The 19071-nt window shown below is 70.5% G+C and carries 13 protein-coding genes; 4 read left to right on the top strand and 9 right to left on the bottom strand.

Annotated elements, in window-relative coordinates:
• Window positions 1-6 precede the first annotated feature (6 nt).
• Window positions 7-510, top strand: coding sequence for a carbonic anhydrase (locus tag VB059_RS13665; protein WP_323422527.1), 504 nt, complete (start codon window positions 7-9; stop codon window positions 508-510).
• An 11-nt stretch (window positions 511-521) separates the two neighbouring features.
• Here VB059_RS13665 and VB059_RS13670 read toward each other — a convergent pair whose 3' ends face one another.
• Window positions 522-2615: a DNA topoisomerase IV subunit B gene (locus VB059_RS13670; RefSeq protein ID WP_323422528.1), complete on the bottom strand. Its 2094-nt coding sequence runs from the start codon at window positions 2613-2615 to the stop codon at window positions 522-524.
• Window positions 2616-2942: 327 nt separating this feature from the next.
• On the opposite strand from VB059_RS13670, the gene VB059_RS13675 reads away from it, so the two are divergent.
• A complete protein-coding gene (locus VB059_RS13675) occupies window positions 2943-3146 on the top strand; it encodes a hypothetical protein (RefSeq protein WP_317839723.1) in 204 nt (67 codons plus the stop codon).
• A gap of 91 nt (window positions 3147-3237) precedes the next feature.
• Here VB059_RS13675 and VB059_RS13680 read toward each other — a convergent pair whose 3' ends face one another.
• The 4 genes from VB059_RS13680 to VB059_RS13695 form a co-directional block, all read right to left on the bottom strand.
• Window positions 3238-4713 carry an alanine/glycine:cation symporter family protein gene (locus VB059_RS13680; RefSeq protein ID WP_323422529.1) on the bottom strand — a complete coding sequence of 492 codons (1476 nt, stop codon included), beginning with the start codon at window positions 4711-4713 and terminating at the stop codon, window positions 3238-3240.
• A gap of 293 nt (window positions 4714-5006) precedes the next feature.
• On the bottom strand, window positions 5007-6356 hold the full coding sequence (locus VB059_RS13685; RefSeq protein ID WP_323422530.1) for an RNA polymerase sigma factor: 1350 nt from the start codon (window positions 6354-6356) through the stop codon (window positions 5007-5009).
• Window positions 6357-6530: 174 nt separating this feature from the next.
• Window positions 6531-6887 (bottom strand): universal stress protein, encoded by a 357-nt coding sequence (locus VB059_RS13690; protein ID WP_323422531.1) that lies wholly within the window; start codon window positions 6885-6887, stop codon window positions 6531-6533.
• 64 nt (window positions 6888-6951) lie between these two features.
• Window positions 6952-8445, bottom strand: a complete 1494-nt coding sequence (locus tag VB059_RS13695) for a glutamate--cysteine ligase (protein ID WP_323422532.1) — start codon at window positions 8443-8445, stop codon at window positions 6952-6954.
• A 168-nt stretch (window positions 8446-8613) separates the two neighbouring features.
• Here VB059_RS13695 and VB059_RS13700 point away from each other — a divergent pair, with 168 nt between their 5' ends.
• Entirely contained in the window at window positions 8614-10887 is a 2274-nt protein-coding gene (locus VB059_RS13700; RefSeq protein ID WP_323422533.1) for a S9 family peptidase, read from the top strand.
• Between the two features lie 246 nt (window positions 10888-11133).
• Window positions 11134-12108 (top strand): sigma-70 family RNA polymerase sigma factor, encoded by a 975-nt coding sequence (locus VB059_RS13705; protein WP_323422534.1) that lies wholly within the window; start codon window positions 11134-11136, stop codon window positions 12106-12108.
• Window positions 12109-12312: 204 nt separating this feature from the next.
• Here the strand turns inward: VB059_RS13705 and VB059_RS13710 are convergent, their stop codons facing one another.
• From VB059_RS13710 to VB059_RS13725, 4 genes are all read right to left on the bottom strand, one after another.
• Window positions 12313-13188, bottom strand: coding sequence for an acyl-CoA thioesterase II (locus VB059_RS13710; protein WP_323422535.1), 876 nt, complete (start codon window positions 13186-13188; stop codon window positions 12313-12315).
• 4 nt (window positions 13189-13192) lie between these two features.
• A complete protein-coding gene (locus tag VB059_RS13715) occupies window positions 13193-14110 on the bottom strand; it encodes a PAC2 family protein (protein ID WP_323422536.1) in 918 nt (305 codons plus the stop codon).
• 177 nt (window positions 14111-14287) lie between these two features.
• The gene (hrpA, locus tag VB059_RS13720) at window positions 14288-18148 is read right to left on the bottom strand and encodes an ATP-dependent RNA helicase HrpA (RefSeq protein WP_323422547.1); all 3861 of its coding nucleotides are present in this window, start codon (window positions 18146-18148) and stop codon (window positions 14288-14290) included.
• Entirely contained in the window at window positions 18145-19068 is a 924-nt protein-coding gene (locus VB059_RS13725) for a universal stress protein (RefSeq protein WP_323422537.1), read from the bottom strand. Before VB059_RS13725 ends, hrpA begins: the two co-directional genes overlap by 4 nt.
• Window positions 19069-19071: the final 3 nt, after the last annotated feature.

Below are 19071 nucleotides of genomic sequence, written 5' to 3' on the forward strand. Positions count from 1 at the left end.
TGCGCCATGCATCACGACGACTTCGCCGATCTCCTCGGGAGCAACGCCCGCTACGCCGAGGCCTTCACCGACAGCGGCTTCGACGGCATCGCCAAGGCGGGGGTCCTGATGGTCACCTGCATGGACTCCCGGATCACCCCGCTGCAGATGATCGGGCTGCGGCTGGGCGACGCCAAGATCCTGCGCACCCCCGGTGGGCGCGTCACCCACGACGCCCTGATCGGCTGCATCCTCGGCGTCCACCTGCTCAACGTCGACCGGATCATGGTGGTGCCGCACAGCCGCTGTGCCGTGGGCTCGGGTGACGACAAGTTCCTGGCCGACAAGGTGCGCGACGCCACCGGCGCGGACATCTCCGGCATGGTGCTGGGCAGCACGCCGGACCAGGAGGCCGGCCTGCGTTTCGACGTCGAACTGCTGCGTACGCACCCGCTGATGGTCGGTCGCGACGTCCTGGTCGGCGGCTTCCACTACGACGTGGACTCCGGCCGACTGACGCAGCGCTACTGAGCACCGGGCGCCTACACGTCGATGTGCTCGTGGTCCAGGCGATAGGCACCATCGATGATGAACTCCTTGCGCGGCGCGACCTCGCTGCCCATCAGCATCTCGAAGACGTCCTCGGCGACCTCGGCATCCTCCAGCGTCAGCCGGCGCAGGGTCCGGTGCCGGGGGTCCATCGTGGTCTCCATCAGCTGGTCGGCGTCCATCTCGCCCAGGCCCTTGTAGCGCTGCGGCTCCTTGAACCGGACGCCCTTCTTGGCGAGCTCGGCCCTCTTCCGTTCGTACTCGGCGTCGGAGTACGTGTAGAGGTACTTCTCCTGACCCTTCTTCGGGTTGATCAGCTCGAAGCGGTGCAGCGGCGGCACCGCGCTGTAGACGTGGCCCTGCTCGATCATCGGGCGCATGTAGCGGAAGAACAACGTCGCCAGCAGCGTACGGATGTGCGCCCCGTCGGAGTCCGCATCGGCCATGAAGATCACCTTGCCGTAGCGGCTGGCGTCGATGTCGAACGTACGTCCCGACCCCGCGCCGACCACCTGGATGATCGAGGCGCACTCGGCGTTCTTGAGCATGTCGGTGATGGAGGCCTTCTGGACGTTGAGGATCTTGCCGCGGATCGGCAGCAGCGCCTGGTACTCCGCGTTGCGGGCCCGCTGGGCGGTGCCGAGCGCGGAGTCACCCTCGACGATGAACAGTTCGCAACGATCCACGTCGTTGCTGCGGCAGTCCTTGAGCTTGGCCGGCAGGGTGGACGACTCCAGGGCGTTCTTCCGCCGCTGGGCCTCCTTGTGGATCCGTGCCTGCACCCGGGTCCGGGAGGCGGCGACGACCTTCTCCAGCACCGTACGCGACTGCTGCTTGTCGTCGCGCCGGGTGGAGGAGAAGTACTTGCCCAGCTCCCCCTCGACCACCCGGGCCACGATCCGGGAGACCGCGGGGGTGCCGAGCACCTCCTTGGTCTGGCCCTCGAACTGCGGCTCGGCGAGTCGTACGGTGACGACGGTGGTGAGCCCCTCCAGAACGTCGTCCTTGGTGACCTCCTCGCCGCTCTTCACCAGCCGGGTGCCCTCCAGGGCCCGCCCGATCGCCCTCACCAGGCCCCGGTCGTAGCCCTGCACGTGGGTGCCGCCGGAGGGGGTGGCGATGATGTTGACGAACGACTTGGTGATCGTGTCGTAGCCGGTGCCCCAGCGCAGCGCGATGTCGACCCCGAGGTCGCGGGTGACGTCGGTGGGGGTCATGTGGCCCCGCTCGTCGAGCACCGGCACGGTCTCCTCGAACGTGTCGTGACCCTGCAGCCGGATGACGTCGGTGAGCGGGGGATCCTGCGCCAGGAAGTCGCAGAACTCCGAGATGCCACCCTCGTGATGGAAGATCTCGACCTGCGGCTCCTCCCCCCGGGCGTCGGTCACCTCGATCCGCAGCCCCGGCACCAGGAAGCTGGTCTGCCGGGCCCGGGCGTACAGGTCGGGCAGGGACAGCTTGGCGTCCTTGAGGAAGATGCTGCGGTCGGGCCAGTAGCGGATCCGCGTCCCGGTGCCGGTGCCCTTGGGTGCCCGGCCCGCCTTGACCAGCCCACCGCCCGGGGTGAAGGACGCGTCCGGGCCCTCACCGTCGAACGTGCCGGGGGTGCCGTGGCGGAAGGACATCGTGTACCGCGACCCGTTGCGGACCACCAGGACGTCCAGCCGGCTCGACAGCGCGTTCACCACGGAGGCGCCGACGCCGTGCAGGCCACCGGAGGCACCGTACGATCCGGAGCCGAACTTTCCGCCGGCGTGCAGCTTGGTCAGCACGACCTCGACACCGCTGAGCCCGGTCCGCGGCTCGGTGTCGACCGGGATGCCGCGGGCATGGTCGGTGACGGTGATCGACCCGTCATGGCCGAGCTCCACCTCGATCGCGGAACCGTACCCGGCGAGTGCCTCGTCCACCGCGTTGTCGATGATCTCCCACAGGCAGTGCATCAGCCCCTTGGTGTCGGTCGACCCGATGTACATCGCCGGCCGCTTGCGGACCGCCTCCAGACCCTCCAGCACGGTGAGGCTGCGGGCGTCGTACGCGCGGGGTTCGGTGACGGGGGCGGAGGGAGCGTTGACGGAGGTCGGCACGCAGCGAGCCTACCTGCCGCCCTGCCGCACGGTGTCGTACGACAGACGCGTGACGGCTCACGGACGGTGCGCGGCGGGCTCGTCACATGATCGAGACGCGCCCTTCTTCGCGGAGCACTGGTGTCGTTGGTCCGCCGCTGTAGGCTCAGAGGAACAAGGACGTGCGGTCGTACGTTACAACCAGAGCAAGTCGACAGATCGATCCCATCACCACTCCACCACCCGCGTCGGCACCACCCGGCATCCGCACTACACAAAAGCGACTGCACGACCGAGTTCTCCGCCCCGGCGCACCGGCCCCAGAGGCCGGAGAAAGTGAGGCCCACCATGAGCACGACGACCACCACGGTCCAGGATCCCGCACTGACCGCCGCCGACCGCTGCGATCGCTGCGGTTCGAAGGCCTACCTCCGGGTCACTCTCGCGAGCGGCGGACAACTTCTCTTCTGTGCCCACCACGCCAAGGAACACGCGGAAGCCCTGGCCAAGGTGGCCGCCCGGATCCAGGACGAGACGCACCTGCTGTCCTGATCCTGGCTCCGCCGCAAGGTCACGCCATCATCGATATCGAAACCGGACTCCCCGTCACCCTTTGAGGGCGACGGGGAGTCCGGCGTTCGACTCAGTCCTGACCGACGAGCACCTCGGGCTCCGGCTCCGGCCCGGAGTCGGCCCGCCAGGCCGCGGACAGCAGGCTGGTGTCCACGCGCCGCAGCGCCCGTGGATCGAGGATCGGCTCGACTCCGGCCGCACGCTGGCGCTCGTAGTCCCGCAGCGCCTCGACCACCCAGCGACCGAGCATCAGCAGGGCCACCAGGTTCACCACGGTGACCAGGGCCATCGCGGTGTCCATCAGGGTCCAGACGGTGGTGAGGGCCAGCACGGCACCGACACCGGTGCACGCCACCGTCACCATCCGCAGCACCCGGTACGACCAGCGCGGGGCCCGCAGGTAGCTCATGTTGACCTCGGCGTACGCGTACGCCCCCAGGATCGAGGAGTAGCCGAAGAAGAACACGATGATCGTCATCGGCCAGGCCATCCAGCCACCCAGGCTGTACAGCACCGACCCGGTGGTCAGGGTGCCGGCGGCGTCCGGTCCGGTGACGCCGGGCAGGTAGTTGCCGGCACCGGCGGCGAAGATGATGAACGCGGTCATCGTGCAGATGAAGAAGGTGTCGAAGAAGACGCCGAAGGACTGGATCAGGCCCTGCTGCACCGGGTGGCGTACGGTCGCGGTGGCCGCGGCGTTCGGGTTGGTGCCCATGCCTGCCTCATTGGAGAACAGGCCTCGGCGCACCCCGTTGAGCACGGTGGCCCAGACACCGCCGGCAACGCCGGCCAGGCCCTCTCGCAGGCCGAAGGCGCCGGCGAAGATCTGCCCGAGGAAGCCGGGGATCGATCCGAGGTTGAGCGTCAGGATGACCAGGCCGATCAGGATGTAGCCGAGCGCCATCAGCGGGGTGAGCCATTCGGCCACCCGGGCCACCCCGCGGACCCCACCCATCACGACTGCGGCGGTCAGCGCCGCGAGGACCAGTGCCGAGACGGCCTGCGGGATGCCGTGCGACCCGTGCGCCACCGTGGAGATCGCGTTCGCCTGGACCATCGGCATCGCGACGGCCATCGTCCCCACCAGCAACACGGCGAACACGCCACCGAACGCCTTCGACCGGGTCCCCCGGGCGATGTAGTAGGCGGGGCCGCCACGGAACGTGCCGTCGCCGGCGGGCTCCTTGAACAGCTGGGCCAGCGTGGCCTCGGCGAACGCGGTCGCCATCCCGATCAGCGAGACCATCCACATCCAGAACACCGCGCCCGGCCCACCGAGGATGACGGCGAGGGCCACGCCGGTGATGTTGCCGATGCCGATCCGGGTGGCCATGCCGATCGCGAAGGCCTGGAACGAGGAGATCCCGCCCTCCCCGCCCTCACGGGACCGGGTGATGTAGGAGACCATCTCCCCGAACAACCGGAATTGCACTCCCCGGGTCCGGACGGTCATCACGACGCCCACCAGCACCAGCAGACCGATCACCACCCACAGGTAGACCCAGTCGTTGATCGCCCCGAGTGCTTGCGTGGTGTCGGCCAGCATGATTCTCCTCTTCGTGACGGACCGATTCCCATGGCCGGACCGATGACGGCTCATTGTCGCACCGGGCACCGGTGCTCCGACACCTGCGCCCTGCGCTGAGCGGTGGTGGCCCTTCCGTCCGTGCCACGCTCCCTTCCCGTCCCGTTCGCCACCCGTCCGCCACAAAGGGCGAGCCGGCCCCGTCGTCCGCGCGCCCCGTCGCCGCGCACGCCGAGCCCGCCCGGTCCGCCGCAGACGGCGATGCCCCCGTCACGATCGTCGTCGTGGCGGGGGCATCCGTGTCGGTCCGGGGGTCAGTCCAGGTAGTCGCGCAGCACCTGCGAGCGGGACGGGTGACGTAGCTTCGACATCGTCTTGGACTCGATCTGGCGGATCCGCTCACGGGTCACGCCGTAGACCTTGCCGATCTCGTCCAGGGTCTTCGGCTGGCCGTCGGTCAGGCCGAAGCGCATCGACACGACGCCCGCCTCGCGCTCCGAGAGCGTGTCGAGCACGTCGTGCAGCTGCTCCTGGAGCAGCGTGAAGCTCACGGCATCGGCCGGCACGACCGCCTCGGAGTCCTCGATCAGGTCACCGAACTCGGAGTCGCCGTCCTCGCCCAGCGGGGTGTGCAGCGAGATCGGCTCACGGCCGTACTTCTGCACCTCGATGACCTTCTCCGGGGTCATGTCGAGCTCCTTGGCGAGCTCCTCCGGCGTGGGTTCACGGCCGAGGTCCTGCAGCATCTGGCGCTGGACGCGGGCGAGCTTGTTGATCACCTCGACCATGTGCACCGGGATGCGGATGGTCCGGGCCTGGTCGGCCATGGCGCGGGTGATGGCCTGCTTGATCCACCAGGTGGCGTACGTGGAGAACTTGTAGCCCTTGGTGTAGTCGAACTTCTCGACCGCACGGATCAGGCCGAGGTTGCCCTCCTGGATCAGATCGAGGAAGAGCATGCCGCGACCGGTGTAGCGCTTGGCCAGCGACACCACCAGTCGGAGGTTGGCCTCGAGCAGGTGGTTCTTGGCGTTGTGGCCGTCGTTGGCGATCCACTCGTAGTCGTCGAGGTCGCGAGCACTGATCTTGCCGGTGTCCTCGCCGAGCTTCTCCTCGGCGAACAGGCCCGCTTCGATCCGCTTGGCCAGCTCGACCTCCTGGGCGGCGTTCAGCAGGGCGACCTTGCCGATCTGCTTGAGGTAGTCCTTCACCGGGTCGGCGGTCGCGCCGGCGACGGTGACCTGGACCTCGGGCTCGTCCGAGTCGTCGGACTCGGCCAGGCTGAAGCCCTCCTCCTCGTTGATCTTCTTCTCGTCGACCTCGGCCTCTTCGACCTTGAATTCCTTGTCGTCGACCTCGTCGAGGTGGCGGCCCTTCTCACCGCCGCCGATGGTGATCTCGACCGCGTCACCCACCCGGGTGGCCTCGACCGGGGTCTCGGCGCCCTTGCGGGCGGCGGTCTTCTTGGCAGCTGTCTTCTTCGCGGCGGTCTTCTTGGCGGTGGCCTTCCGGGCCGGGGCCGCCCGGCCGGTGGTCGCCTTCTTGGTGGCACCGGTCCCGCTGGTCGTCTTCGCGGTGGTCCGGCGAGCCGTCGCCTTGCGTGCGGCGCCCTGCGGCCCCCCCACGGTCGGTTCGGAGGAGTTTTCCTCAGCAGCTGATGACACAGACAACCTCTCTGCTCGGTGTCACGGAGAACACGGGCGCGCAGAACCAGACCGGTCGATGCGCAGACCTGCAGGCCATTGTGACACGGCGGGGCAAACCGGTCCTAATGGAAACGGGACCGCCCGGACGCTCCTGCGGCGGGCGGACACGTTCGTCGACGGACGGGTGTCCCGTCAGCCGCACTTGACGGTGACGACCGGGCAGGGTGCCTCGAGCAGGACGCGCTCGGCGGTGTGCCCGAGCAGCAGCCGGCCCTCGGTGGTACGACGCCGCAGCCCGATCACGATGGCGGGCGCCCCACAGGTCCCGGAGTCCTCGGCCGGACAGGCGGCCCGGAGCACCCGGTCAGCGAAGTCGTCGCCGGCTCCGCACTGTTCCCACTCCCAGGTCAGTCCCTCCAGCAGGTCGAGGACATCCTCGGGGACCGCCGGCTCGCGGCTGACCACATGCAGCACGGTCCGGTCGTGCCGGGCCCGATGGACCCCATGGACCAGTGCCGCTCGCCCCTCATCGGACGAAGAATGAGCCACGACGGTACACACGCTGAACGGCCTCCATGCTCGCTGCGCGGCGTTCCCCGGACGCCGCCTCGATTCATCTGGACGACACTGGCCATTCGTGGGCGGGGACGTTGGACCTCATCAGGTCGACGTACGAGGCGAGCATATCCCCCAGGGCGGCTCGCCGGTCCAGGCCGTCCGCCTCACGGGCCGCGACCTCGGCGACCTGCCAGCTGGACCCGTTGCGCCCCAGGACGCAGCGGCGCTCCACGATGCCGAGCAGCCGATCGATCTCCTCCCCCGCCACGCCACGGTCGGCGAGGCCCTCGGCCGCCAGCGGGAGCAGGGTCCGCACCACCAGTTCACGACCCGGCACCTGACCCACACCCGGCCAGTACTGCTCGGCCCGGATGCCGTCGCGCACCCCGGCGCGGAAGTTGTCCTCGGCGGCGCGGAACGACATCGTCGACCACACCGGCGTGTCCGCATGGGCCAGCGCGTGCACCAGCCCGGCGAAGAAAGCGACGTTGGCGATCGTGTCGACGACGGTGGGCCCGCCCGGCAGCACCCGGTTCTCGACCCGCAGGTGCGGGCGGCCGTCGGGGGCGGAGAAGATCGGCCGGTTCCACCGGTAGATGGTGCCGTTGTGCAGACTCAGTTCGGGCAGCCGGGGCACCCGGCCCGCCTCCAGCTCGGCCTCCGGGTCCTCCGGGCCGGTGATCGGCAGGAGGGCCGGGAAGTAGCGCCGGTTCTCCTCGAACAGGTTGAAGATCGAGTCCACCCACCGCTCCCCGAACCACACTCGGGGGCGTACGCCCTGGGCGACGAGTTCGGCACTGCGAGTGTCGGTGCTCTGCTCGAACAGCGGCACCCGGGTCTCCGCCACCAGGTGGCGGCCGAACAGGAAGGGGGAGTTCGCCCCCACCACGAGCTGGACACCGGCGATCGCCTGGGCGGCGTTCCAGTGCGCCGCGAACTCCTCCGGGCTCACCTGCAGGTGCACCTGGGTCGAGGTGCAGGCCGCCTCCGGCATGATCGACTCCGATTCGATGGCGAGGTGCTCGGCACCCCGGATGTCGATCACCAGGTTCTCCTGGCGCGACTCCAGGATCTGGTCGTTCAGCAGCAGGTAGCGCCCGCCCTCGGAGATGTTGGCAATGTCGAGATGACGTGGCTCCAGGGTCGGCAGGGTACCGATCATCACGATCGTCGGGCGGCCCGGCAGGGCGGCGGCGTCCACCCGCCGCTGGGCCCGGGCCAGTACCTGGGACACCGCCTGCTCGAACGATCCCAGCCCGTGCGGCCCCAACGAGCGCGGCTCGACGTTCAGCTCGATGTTGAACCGGCCGAGCTCGGTGGTGAAGTCCTTGTCGTCGATCGCCTGCAGGGCCCGGGCATTGACCATCGCCGGCCGCATCCGCTCATCGACCAGGTTGAGTTCGACCTCCAGCCCGGCGAGCTTGGGCTCGGTGACGAACTCCACCTCCTCCAGCAGGCGCCCCAGGACGGCCACGTCCCGGCCCACCTTGCGGCGATAGCGGCTGCGGTCCCGGCGATCGAAGGTCCGGATCTCGACTTCTGCTCCCATGGACTCCATCGTCCGGCCCGACTTCCGACTCTGTCCACCGGAGCGCCCCATTGTGGAGCGCGCCCGTCCCTGAGCTTGTGGAGCGCGCCCGTCCCTGAGCGCTCCCCCGCCCGCTTCGGCCACCTCCCGGCGCCGGCACGTCCCCGGCACCGCCACTAGGGTGGAACCGTGTTCGACTCCGCTGACACCCGCCCGAGCGGCGCTCCCCGTGCCGCACGTCTCCCCCGGGAGCGCACCCATCACGGTCGCACCTTTCTCGATCCGTACGAGTGGCTGCGGGACGACGACCCGGCGGTGGACGCCTACCTGCGGGCGGAGAACGACTGGTTCGACGCCTGCACGGCCGACCAGGAAGAGCTGCGGCGCTCCCTCGTCGCCGACATCGCCGCCCGCACCCAGCAGACCGACCTCAGCGTGCCGGTGCGGGTGGTGCACGACACCGACCGCGGCCCCGTCACGTACTGGTACTACCGCCGGTTCGTGGCCGGCGACAGCTACCCGATCCAGGTGCGGTTGCGGACCGACGCCGGCCCCGACGAGCTGCCGCCACGACCGGCCGATGCCCCCGAGACGGAGGAGGTCCTGCTCGATCTCAATGCCCGGGCCGCGGGTCACGACTTCTACCAGGTCGGCCTGCTCGACGTCTCCCCCGACGGCACCCTGCTGGCCTGGTCGGAGGACACCACCGGTGACGAACGGTTCACCGTACGGTTCCGCGATCTGATCACCGGGCAGGACCTGCCGGACACACTGCCCGAGGCGGCCTGGGGCGGGGTGTGGGCCGGGAACGAGGCGCTGGTCGTCACCCGGTGCGACGAGGCGTGGCGCCCCTTCCAGGTGGTGGTGCACGAGCTGGGCACCCCCGTCGAGGACGACCGCGTCGTGTGGACCGAGACCGACGAGAAGTTCTGGCTCTCGGTGGACGTCTCCCGCGACCGGCGCTGGGTGCTCATCGCCTCGGCGAGCAAGGACACCACCGAGTGCGCCCTGCTGCCCGCGACGGACCCGTACGGCCCGCCCCGGGTGGTGCTGCCGCGCACCGTCGGCCTCGAGTACGACGTCGAGGTCGGCCCGGACCGGCTGTGGATCACCCACAACGCGACGTTGGCCGAGGAACGTGCGGTGGACTTCGCCGTCGCCACCGCCCCGTTCACCGCCCGCTCCCTCGACGACTGGACCCCGGTGGTGCGGCCGTGTCCGGGGGTGCGGGTCCTCGGCGTCGACGCGTACGCCACCCATCAGGTCGTCCACGTCCGCCACGACGGCGCCCTGGACGCGTACGTGATCCCGACCGGCAGCTGGCAGGCGCAGATCGCCGAGCCGGCCCGGGCGGACCGGCTGCCCGGGCGGTCGATCGCGGCCGCACTGACCGGCGTCGGCGCCGCGGGGCCCACCACCGTGCAGGCGCTGCCGCTGCCCGAGCTGGGCCCGCACCGGGTCCGTGCTGTCTTCACCTCGCTGGTCGACCCGCAGACGGTGGTGGAGTGCGATCTGTCCCCCGCCGGCGCACTGGCCGACACGCCGGTGCACGTCCTGCGGCGGACCCCGGTCCTCGACCACCCCGAGCACGGTCCCTACCGCCCGGAGGACTATCGACAGTCCCGGCTGTGGGCGACCGCTGACGACGGCACCCGGGTGCCGATCTCGGTCGTGCACCGCCGCGACGTGCCCCTCGACGGCACCGCCCCGGCCCTGCTCTACGGCTACGGGGCGTACGAGATCAGCATCGACCCGGAGTTCAGCATCTCCCGGTTGTCCCTGCTCGATCGCGGCTTCGTCGTCGCGCTCGCCCACGTCCGCGGCGGCGGCGAGCTCGGGCGCACCTGGTACGACGACGGCCGGCTGCTGCACAAGGTCCACACGTTCACCGATTTCGTCGCCTGTGCCCGCCGGCTGGTCGAGGCCGGCTACACCCGGCCGGAGCGACTGGTGGCCGAGGGCGGCAGCGCCGGCGGACTGCTGATGGGCGCGGTCGCCAACCTCGCCCCCGAGGCGTTCGCGGGCATCCTGGCCGAGGTGCCGTTCGTCGACCCGTTGACGACGATCCTCAAGCCGGAGCTGCCGCTGACCGTGACCGAATGGGAGGAGTGGGGCGACCCGCTCACCGACCCGGCCGTGTACGACTACCTGGCCGGCTACTCCCCGTACGAGAACGTGGCCGCCCGGCACTACCCGAAGATCCTCGCCACCAGCGGCCTGCACGACACCCGGGTGTCGTACGTCGAGCCGGCGAAGTGGGTGGCCGCGCTGCGCCACACCGCCACGAACGCGGACACCGACATCCTGCTACGGGTGGAGATGGAGGCGGGCCACGGCGGGGTGTCGGGCCGCTACGAAGGGTGGGCGGAGCGCGCCCGGGAACTGGCCTGGGTGATCACCGTCGCGGGCACCCAGCCGTACCGGGCCACAAGGCCTGGTCGGACCGGGCGAGGAGAATGGTGACAGTCCGCAGGTCCGGCTGGACAGTCCGCAGGTCCGGCTGACATGAGAGAGCCCCGGCGCTGCGTGCTGCGCCGACCGGGCCCCGACGGGACGCCGACCACCCACCGTGCCCACCCCGAGCTGTCATTGACGGGTCAACCCTGACCGGTCACAGGCCCGGATCAGGGTCGGCTCAGGGTGTCTTCGGGAATGAATTCCACGCTGAGGGACGTTGAATGTCCGTAGGCAACGGAAAGGGGCCCCCCTGTGGCTACGACGCGCACACGCACCAGTGATGGCATCGACGGCAAGGATGCGGTCGGACTCTACCTCGACGGCATCGCCAAGACCCCGCTGCTGAGCGCCGAAGAGGAAGTCGCCCTCGCGAAGAAGATAGAACTCGGACTCTATGCCGAGCACATCCTGTCCGGAGACGTCACCATGGCGGACCGGCGGGCCGCCGTCGCGGAGCGCGACGGCCTCATCCTTCGGCGCCCGAGCGTCGAAGAGCTCAGATTCCTCGTCGCCGAGGGCGAGGAGGCCATGCAGCAGTTCGTCCAGGCCAACCTGCGTCTGGTCGTCTCGGTCGCCCGGAAGTACGGCCGCGGCCAGATGCCGCTGCTCGACCTCGTCCAGGAGGGCAACACGGGCCTGATCAGGGCGGTCGAGAAGTTCGACTACGCCAAGGGATTCAAGTTCTCGACGTACGCCACCTGGTGGGTACGCCAGTCGATCTCCCGCGGCATCGCCCAGCAGGGACGCATCGTACGGCTGCCGGTCCACGTGGCCGAGCAGGTCAACCAGGTCGGGGCCGTCCGCCGCACGCTCGAGCGTGCCCTCGGGCGCGAGCCCGAGCTGGCCGAGATCGCCGCCGAGATGGGGCTGGAGGAGGAGAAGGTCGTCGATCTGATCCGCTTCGGGCATGACCACGTCAGTCTCGACGCGCCGGTGGAGCAGGACGGTGACACGGCACTGGGTGACCTGATCGCCCGGGAACCGATGCCCGGCCCCGATGAGGTCGTCCTGGACGCGGAGGACCACGCGTTCCTGGAGGAACTGCTCGCCACCCTGGACGACCGTTCGGCCGATGTCGTACGGCGCCGCTACGGTCTGCTCGACGGACGCCAGGCCAAGCTCGCCGACATCGGCGCGGTCTGGGGCATCACCGCCGAGCGGGTCCGCCAGATCGAACGGCACGCGATCACCCAGCTGCGCGTCCGCAGCGAGGAGATGGCCGCCTGACAACCGACCACGGGTCGGTCGCTACGAGAAAGATTCGGCCGGGGAGGCAGCGCCCAGTGCACTGCCTCCCCGGCCGAACATCGTTCCCGGTCCGGTCACCGGATCTCATCGCATGCCCGGCCGGGCCGGATCGCGCGCCCGGCCGGTGGCCGGGGGACGCCGGCCGGTGGCCCCGAGGCGCCCGCGGCCACCGGGCCGGCCCGCCTAGGCTTTGCGGATCAGGCCCTCCTGGGCCTGGGTCGAGACCAGTTCACCGTTCTGGAACACCCGGCCGAGGGCCAGCCCGACGGCCATCGACGCCGACGGCGAGACCTGTTCGAAGAGCATCCAGTCGTCCACCCGGAACGGCCGGTGGAACCAGGTCGAATGATCCAGCGAGACTGCGAGCAGCTCGGGGCTGAAGCTCACGCCGTGGCTGACCAGGGTCGTGGTCAGCAGCGACACGTCCGACAGGTAGGCCAGGATGCAGTCGTGCAGCCGCTGGTTGACCACCGGATCGGTGCCGACGTCCGGGATCCGCCCGTTGGTGCGGTACCAGAAGCGCTGGGCGGACGGATGTGCGGCGTGTTCCTTCGCCTCCCCCACCCAGCGGATGTCGAGTACGCCCCATTCCTCGTCGACATCGAGGAACGGCAGGCCCATCCGCCGGTAGACCCGCTCGGTCTCGGGCCCGCCGTCGAGGCGGGGGCACTCGTCCGGGCCGGGGATGTCCGGCGGCAGGGAGTCCTGGTGCTCGAGCCCCTCCTCGGGGACCTTGAACGAGGCGGTGAGCCGGAAGATCTGCTTGCCGTGCTGCTTCGCGGTCACCGAGCGGGTGGTGAACGTACGGCCGTCACGCTCGGCGGAGACGTAGTAGATCAGCGGGGCGTCGTACTTGCCCGGTCGGAGGAAGTAGGCGTGCAGGGAGTGCACCCGGCGGTCGAGCGGCACGGTGAAGTAGGCCGCGGCCAGGGCCTGGGCGAGCACCTGTCCCCCGAACACCCGCTGCAGTCCCGACTGTGGGTTGCGCCCCCGGTAGAGACCGGGCTCGATCTCCTCCAGCTGCATCAGGTCGACGAGGTCTTGGATGCTCTTGGGCACCGAATCATCCTTCCGGGGTGTCACCGTCCCCTGTGTCGCGGCGACGGTCGTGTTCGGCCAGAAATCGTTCGAACTCCTCGGCGAGTTCGTCCGCGCTGGGCAGGTCGCCCACCAAGGTGCGGAACTCGTCGTAGTTCGACTCCAGAATGGACACTACCGCCGGACCGTTCTCGGTCGCCGCAACCTGCTGGTCGATTTCGGCACGGTTCGCCACCGCCCGCTCCTCCAGCTCCGCCGGCACCAGGTTGAGCCCGCACGAGGCCTGGATCGCCTCCAGCGCCGCCAGGGCGGAGGCCACGTGCTCCGACTTGCCCAGGTAGTAGGGCACGCACACGTCGATGCCCAGCGTCCGATGGCCCTTCTCGGCGAGCACCGCCTCCAGGTACGTGCCGAACGTCGCCATCACCGACAGCGAGCCGCTGAACGCGTCCCACGGGTGCAGCACCAGCTCCGGGTCGGGCGAATGGGTGAAGACCTGCGGCGGCCGGGTGTGCGGGACCCGCATCGGCAGTCCGGTGAGGTTGACCGTCAGACGTACGTCCAGGGCCGCGATGAGCTCGAGCACCGCGGCGACCGCCCGGTCCCAGAGCAGCATCGGCTCGGGCCCGACCAGGGCCAGGAAGGTCTCCCCGGCCGCATCGGTCATCGCCTGGAGCACCAGCTCCGGGGCAGGGGTCCGGGTGAAGTGGCCGTCCTCGAAGTCGAGCTCCGGGCGCCGGTCGGCGTACTGGGTGAGCAGGTCGAGGTCGAACCGGGCCAGCGGCCGGTGACTGAACAGGCCGAGCAGGTGGTCGCCGACGACCTGTTGCAGCTCCCCGGCGCTGCCCGCGCCGTCCAGCAGGAGCAGCAGGACCGGGCGCTTCCCACCCAGCTCGGCCCAGCCATCGCGGTGGGTCCGGTACAGCGGGAGGGATGGGGACATGGTCCCCACAGTACCCGCCCGCCCATCAGCCGGGGCCGGCGACGGAGCCGGACCACCCCACCGGCCAGGGCCGATGACGGGAACCGTGCCCGGGCGCCGGTGACGAGAACCGGGCCGACCCATCAGGCGGAGCCGGTGACGAGAACCGGGCCGGATGACCCGGTGGCCGGGCCGGATTCAGGCAGTGGCGCGCTCGAGCGCCTTGCGGACCCGCTTGGCGGAGATCGTCATCCGGGTGCCGAGGGTCTGGGCGAACAGGCTGACCCGCAGTTCCTCCAGCATCCAACCGATTTCCTCGATGTCGGCGGGGAGCCGACCCGGGGGTTGGCCCGCGCACAGGTCCGCGTAGGCGTCCTCGAGGAGGTTCACCGTCTCCATCGCCCGGCTGTCGCGGGCGGCGGCACCCGGCAGGGCGGCCAGTCGGGCGACGATCGCCTTGAGATAGACGGGGAGCCGCTCGTAGTAGGGGTCGTCGGTGGCCGCGATGAATCCCGGGAAGACCAGAGCGGCGCGCTGCTCGGTGACGTCGGCGCGGACATCGGGGTCGATGACCGAGGCCAGCGCAAGGCTGATCTGCTGGTCGGCCCGCAGGATCTCGGCAGCCACGGCCACCACGTGGCGCATGTGATCGGCGTTGTCCTGTCGTACGGTGTCGCAGAGGGCGGCGAACGCCCGCTCGTCGCGGATGTCGACCGGATCGACGACCCGGGCGACCAGATCGCCGACCGACTTCAGCCGGGCGTCGGCGAGCAGCTCGGGCACCGAGGCGTACGGGCTGGAGCCGAGGGCGAACTTGTCCGGGTTGGGCAGGTGGGAGACGACCCACCGGGTCGGGTCCGGCGTGTTGAGCAGGACCAGCCGGCGCAGACCGGCCCGGTGGCTGGTCGCGGCATGGGCGGCGGTGTCCTGCACGACGCTGCCGACGGTGGCGCCCTCGTCGGCCAGGGCCGGATGGCCGGTGGCCCGGGTGCCTCCGCGCGCCACCGTCACCTCCCGCGGCAAGGTGCCGAACGCCCAGGTGACCGAGCCGGCGTGTCCGGCCGTACGGGAAGCCTTCGACAGGGTCGCCGCCACCGAACGGGTGTGGTCCTGCTGGAGCGCGGCGAGGTCCTTGCCCCGGGCCATCTCCACCTCGGTGGCCGGACCGCCATCGCCATGGTCGGTGCGGACGACGACGAAGGTGACCCGCAGGTGATCGGGCAGCCGGGCCGGATCCCAGTCGGCGGGCGCGACGCGCAGGCCCACGTCGGCGGCCAGCCGGCGCCCGAGCGCGGCGGTGAGGGAGGTGGCCGCCGGGTCGACCGGCCCGGCGGTGATGTCCTCGTCGAGCTCGGCGAGCAGCCGCCGGGCCCAGTCGGGGGCCGGCACCACCCGGGTGCGCTGGGCCTTGGGCAGGGAGCGGATCAGCTGGGTGACGAGGTCGAGCCGCAGTCCGGGCACCTGCCAGCTGAACGGGGCGGCGGGCAGTTCGCTGAGGACCGGCAGCGGGACGCGTACGCTCACCCCGTCGGCACCGGCCCCCGGGTCGAACACGTACTCCACGGCCAGGGTGTGCCCCGCCACCTGCCAGGTGTCGGGGAAGTCGCCGGCCCGGCCGAGGTCGGCACTGTCCTGCACCATGTCCTCGAGGGCCAGGTCGAGGAAGGTGTCCGCCTCGCGGCGCTTGGTCCGCCACCAGGCGTCGAACCCTGCCACCGTGCACACGTCGGTGGGGATCCGGGCGTCGTAGAAGTCGAAGATCGCCTGGTCGTCGACGACGATGTCGCGGCGGCGGGTCCGCTCCTCGAGCTCCTCGGCCCGCCGGCGGGTCTCCTCGTTGCGGGACCAGAAGTGGTGCCGGGTGTGCCACTCCCCCTCGACCAGGGCGGAGCGGATGAAGATCTCCCGCGCGGCGACCGGGTCGACCCGGGCGTACGACACCTGACGGCGCGCGATCACCGGGACCCCGTACAGGCTGGCGGTCTCGTACGCCACCGCCTGGCCGGCGCGCATCGACCAGTGCGGCTCGGCGTAGTGCCGCTTGAGCAGGTGGCCGCCGACCTCCTCCACCCAGTCGGCGCGGATCCCCGCGACGGTGTGGGCCCACAACCGGGTGGTCTCGACCAGCTCGTTGGCCATCACCAGCTCCGGCGGGTGCTTGGCGAGGGAGGAGCCCGGGTTGATCGCGAACCGGGCGCCCCGGGCGCCGAGATACTCCCGCGGGCCGCGACGGATCCGGCCCCGGCCGTCGCGAGGGCGGTGCTTCTTCTCGTCCTTGAGATCGGCCAGGCCGATGTGCGACAACAGGCCGGTCAGCACCGCGATGTGCACCCGGTCGGCGTCGGCCGCCTGCTGGTTGCGGTTCAGGCCCAGGTCGCGGCAGATGTCACGCAGCTGGTTCTGCAGGTCCTGCCACTCACGGATCCGCAGGTAGTTGAGGAACTCCTCGCGGCACATCCGCCGGAAGGCGTTGCCGGACATCTCCCGACGGCGGGTGGTCAGGTAGTCCCACAGCCGCAGCAGCGCGACGAAGTCCGACCCGTCGGGCTCCGGGGCCGGTCCGTCGCCGGCCGTCGACGTCCCCTCGGCCGGCATCGGTGCCCAGAACCGCCGGTGCAGCTGATCGGCCTTCTCCCGCTGCTCGCGCGGCCGTTCCCGGGGGTCCTGGATGGTGAGGCCGGCGACCAGCACGACCATCTCGCGCAGGCAGCCGTAGTGCTCCCCCGCCAGCAGCATCCGGCCCATCCGGGGATCGAGCGGGATCCGGGCCAGCTGGTGGCCGAGCCGGGTCAGCCGGGGCCGGGACCGGGTGGCCTGCGGGGCAAGCGCCCCCAGTTCGTCGAGCAGCCGCATGCCGTCGGTGATCTGCACCGACTCCGGCGCCTCGACGAACGGGAAGCCCTCGATGTCACCCAGCCGTACCTCGGCCATCTGCAGGATGACCGAGGCGAGGTTGGTCCGCAGGATCTCCGGCTCGGTGAACTCGGGGCGGGACAGATAGTCCTCCTCCGAGTACAACCGGACGCAGATGCCCGGTGCGACCCGGCCGCACCGGCCGGCCCGCTGATCGGCCGAGGCCCGCGAGACGGGTTCGATCGGCAGCCGCTGCACCTTGGTCCGGGTGGAGTAGCGGGAGATCCGGGCGGTGCCGGGGTCGATGACGTAGCGGATCCCGGGGACGGTCAACGAGGTCTCGGCGACATTGGTGGCGAGCACGACCCGCCGGCCGGTGTGCGGGGTGAAGACCCGGTGTTGCTCGGCGGCCGACAGCCGGGCGTACAGCGGCAGCACCTCGGTGCGCGGCAGCTTCAGGTCGCTGATCGCCTCGGCGGCGTCGCGGATCTCCCGCTCCCCGGACAGGAAGACGAGGATGTCCCCGGGGCCCTCGGCCGACAGCTCGCGGATCGCGTCGCAGATCCCCTCGTTCTGGTCCTTCTCCACCGCCGGGCGGCCCTCGTCATCGGCCCCGGCATCGACCAGCGGGCGATAGCGCAGCTCAACGGGATACGTACGTCCCGACACCTCGATCACCGGGGCGTCGTCGAAGTGCCGGCTGAACCGCTCGGTGTCGATGGTGGCGGAGGTGACGATGACCTTCAGGTCGGGGCGGCGTGGCAGCAGCTGCTTGAGATAGCCGAGCAAGAAGTCGATGTTGAGCGACCGCTCGTGGGCCTCGTCGATGATGATCGTGTCCCACGACCGCAGGTCGCGGTCGTGGGAGATCCCGGCGAGCAGGATGCCGTCGGTCATCACCGTCAGGGCCGTCTCACGCTGCGCCTTGCGGGTGAACCGGACCTGGTAGCCGACCTCGTCACCGAGCTCGACCGCCATCTCCTCGGCGATCCGTTCCGCCACGGTGCGCGCAGCGAGCCGTCGCGGCTGGGTGTGCGCGATCCGCGTACGACCCAGCTGCAGGCACAGCTTCGGCAGCTGCGTGGTCTTGCCCGATCCTGTCTCCCCGGCGACGATGACGACCTGGGACTGTGACAGAGCTGCGGCGATGTCGTCCACCCGCGCGCTGATCGGCAGCTCCGCGGGGAAGGTGATGGTGGGGCTCAGGAGGGCTGGCCTCCCCTGATCTCTTCCTCATCGAGCGGGCCGATCTCCTCGGCACGGTCGCGGATCAGCGCCAGCGGGCACTCGGCATGGGCCATCACGCCGCGGACCACGCCCCCGACACCGAACCCGGCCGTCGTGTGCACACCCAACCAGAGCAGATCGAGCTCCTTGGAACGGGCGACCATCTCCTTCACCGGGTGGCCCTGGACGACGTGGCTGGTCACGGTGACGTCGGGGTAGCGCTTCTGCAGCGGCGCCAGCAGCGCCTGGACGCCGCCCTCGGCAGCGGCACCGGCCACGTCGACGGCGTGGTCACCGGTGCGACGGACCGCGCCGGGCACGTCCCAGACGTGGATGACCTCGAGGGCCACCTTGCGCAGCGCGGCCTCGGCGAACGCCGCGGACAGCGCCGCGGCACCGTTGGCGGTGGCGTCGACCCCGACACCGATCCGCCCCTCGCGACCGGTCGCGCCCGGCGACGACGCTGCGGAGATCATCACCACCGGGCAATGGGCGGTGGCGGCCACGCCGACACTGGTCGAGCCGACGAAGATCCGCTCCAGACCGGACAGCGAACGTCGGCCGACGACGAGCAGGTCGGCGGTCCGCGACAGCTTGGTGAGCGCAGCGGTGGCATTGCCCATCACGACCTCGGTGCGGATCCGGTCGGCGGGGAACCCCTCGGCCTGCGCGGCCTCGGACGCCTCGCTGACGACCTGCATCCCGGCCTCGTGCAGCACGGTCGGGTCGTAGACGACTCCCCAGGCCCCGGCCAGGATCGCGTCATCCACGACATGGGCGATCAACAGGTCATCGCCACGCAGTTCGGCCGCCCCCCGGGCGTACGAGAGAGCTCGGTTGGCGTCCGGAGATCCGTCGACACCGACCAGGACGACACCACGGGAATCTGATTCACTCATCAC

This window comes from Raineyella sp., assembly GCF_034933565.1.
Taxonomy (GTDB): Bacteria; Actinomycetota; Actinomycetes; order Propionibacteriales; family Propionibacteriaceae; genus Raineyella.

Bases quoted from the DNA above. Each gene is read 5' to 3' on its own strand.
- VB059_RS13665 (WP_323422527.1), top strand. From the start codon at position 7: ATGCATCACGACGACTTCGCCGATCTCCTCGGGAGCAACGCCCGCTAC.
- VB059_RS13675 (WP_317839723.1), top strand. From the start codon at position 2,943: ATGAGCACGACGACCACCACGGTCCAGGATCCCGCACTGACCGCCGCC.
- VB059_RS13680 (WP_323422529.1), bottom strand. From the start codon at position 4,713: ATGCTGGCCGACACCACGCAAGCACTCGGGGCGATCAACGACTGGGTC.
- VB059_RS13695 (WP_323422532.1), bottom strand. From the start codon at position 8,445: ATGGGAGCAGAAGTCGAGATCCGGACCTTCGATCGCCGGGACCGCAGC.
- VB059_RS13715 (WP_323422536.1), bottom strand. From the start codon at position 14,110: ATGTCCCCATCCCTCCCGCTGTACCGGACCCACCGCGATGGCTGGGCC.
- VB059_RS13725 (WP_323422537.1), bottom strand. From the start codon at position 19,068: ATGAGTGAATCAGATTCCCGTGGTGTCGTCCTGGTCGGTGTCGACGGA.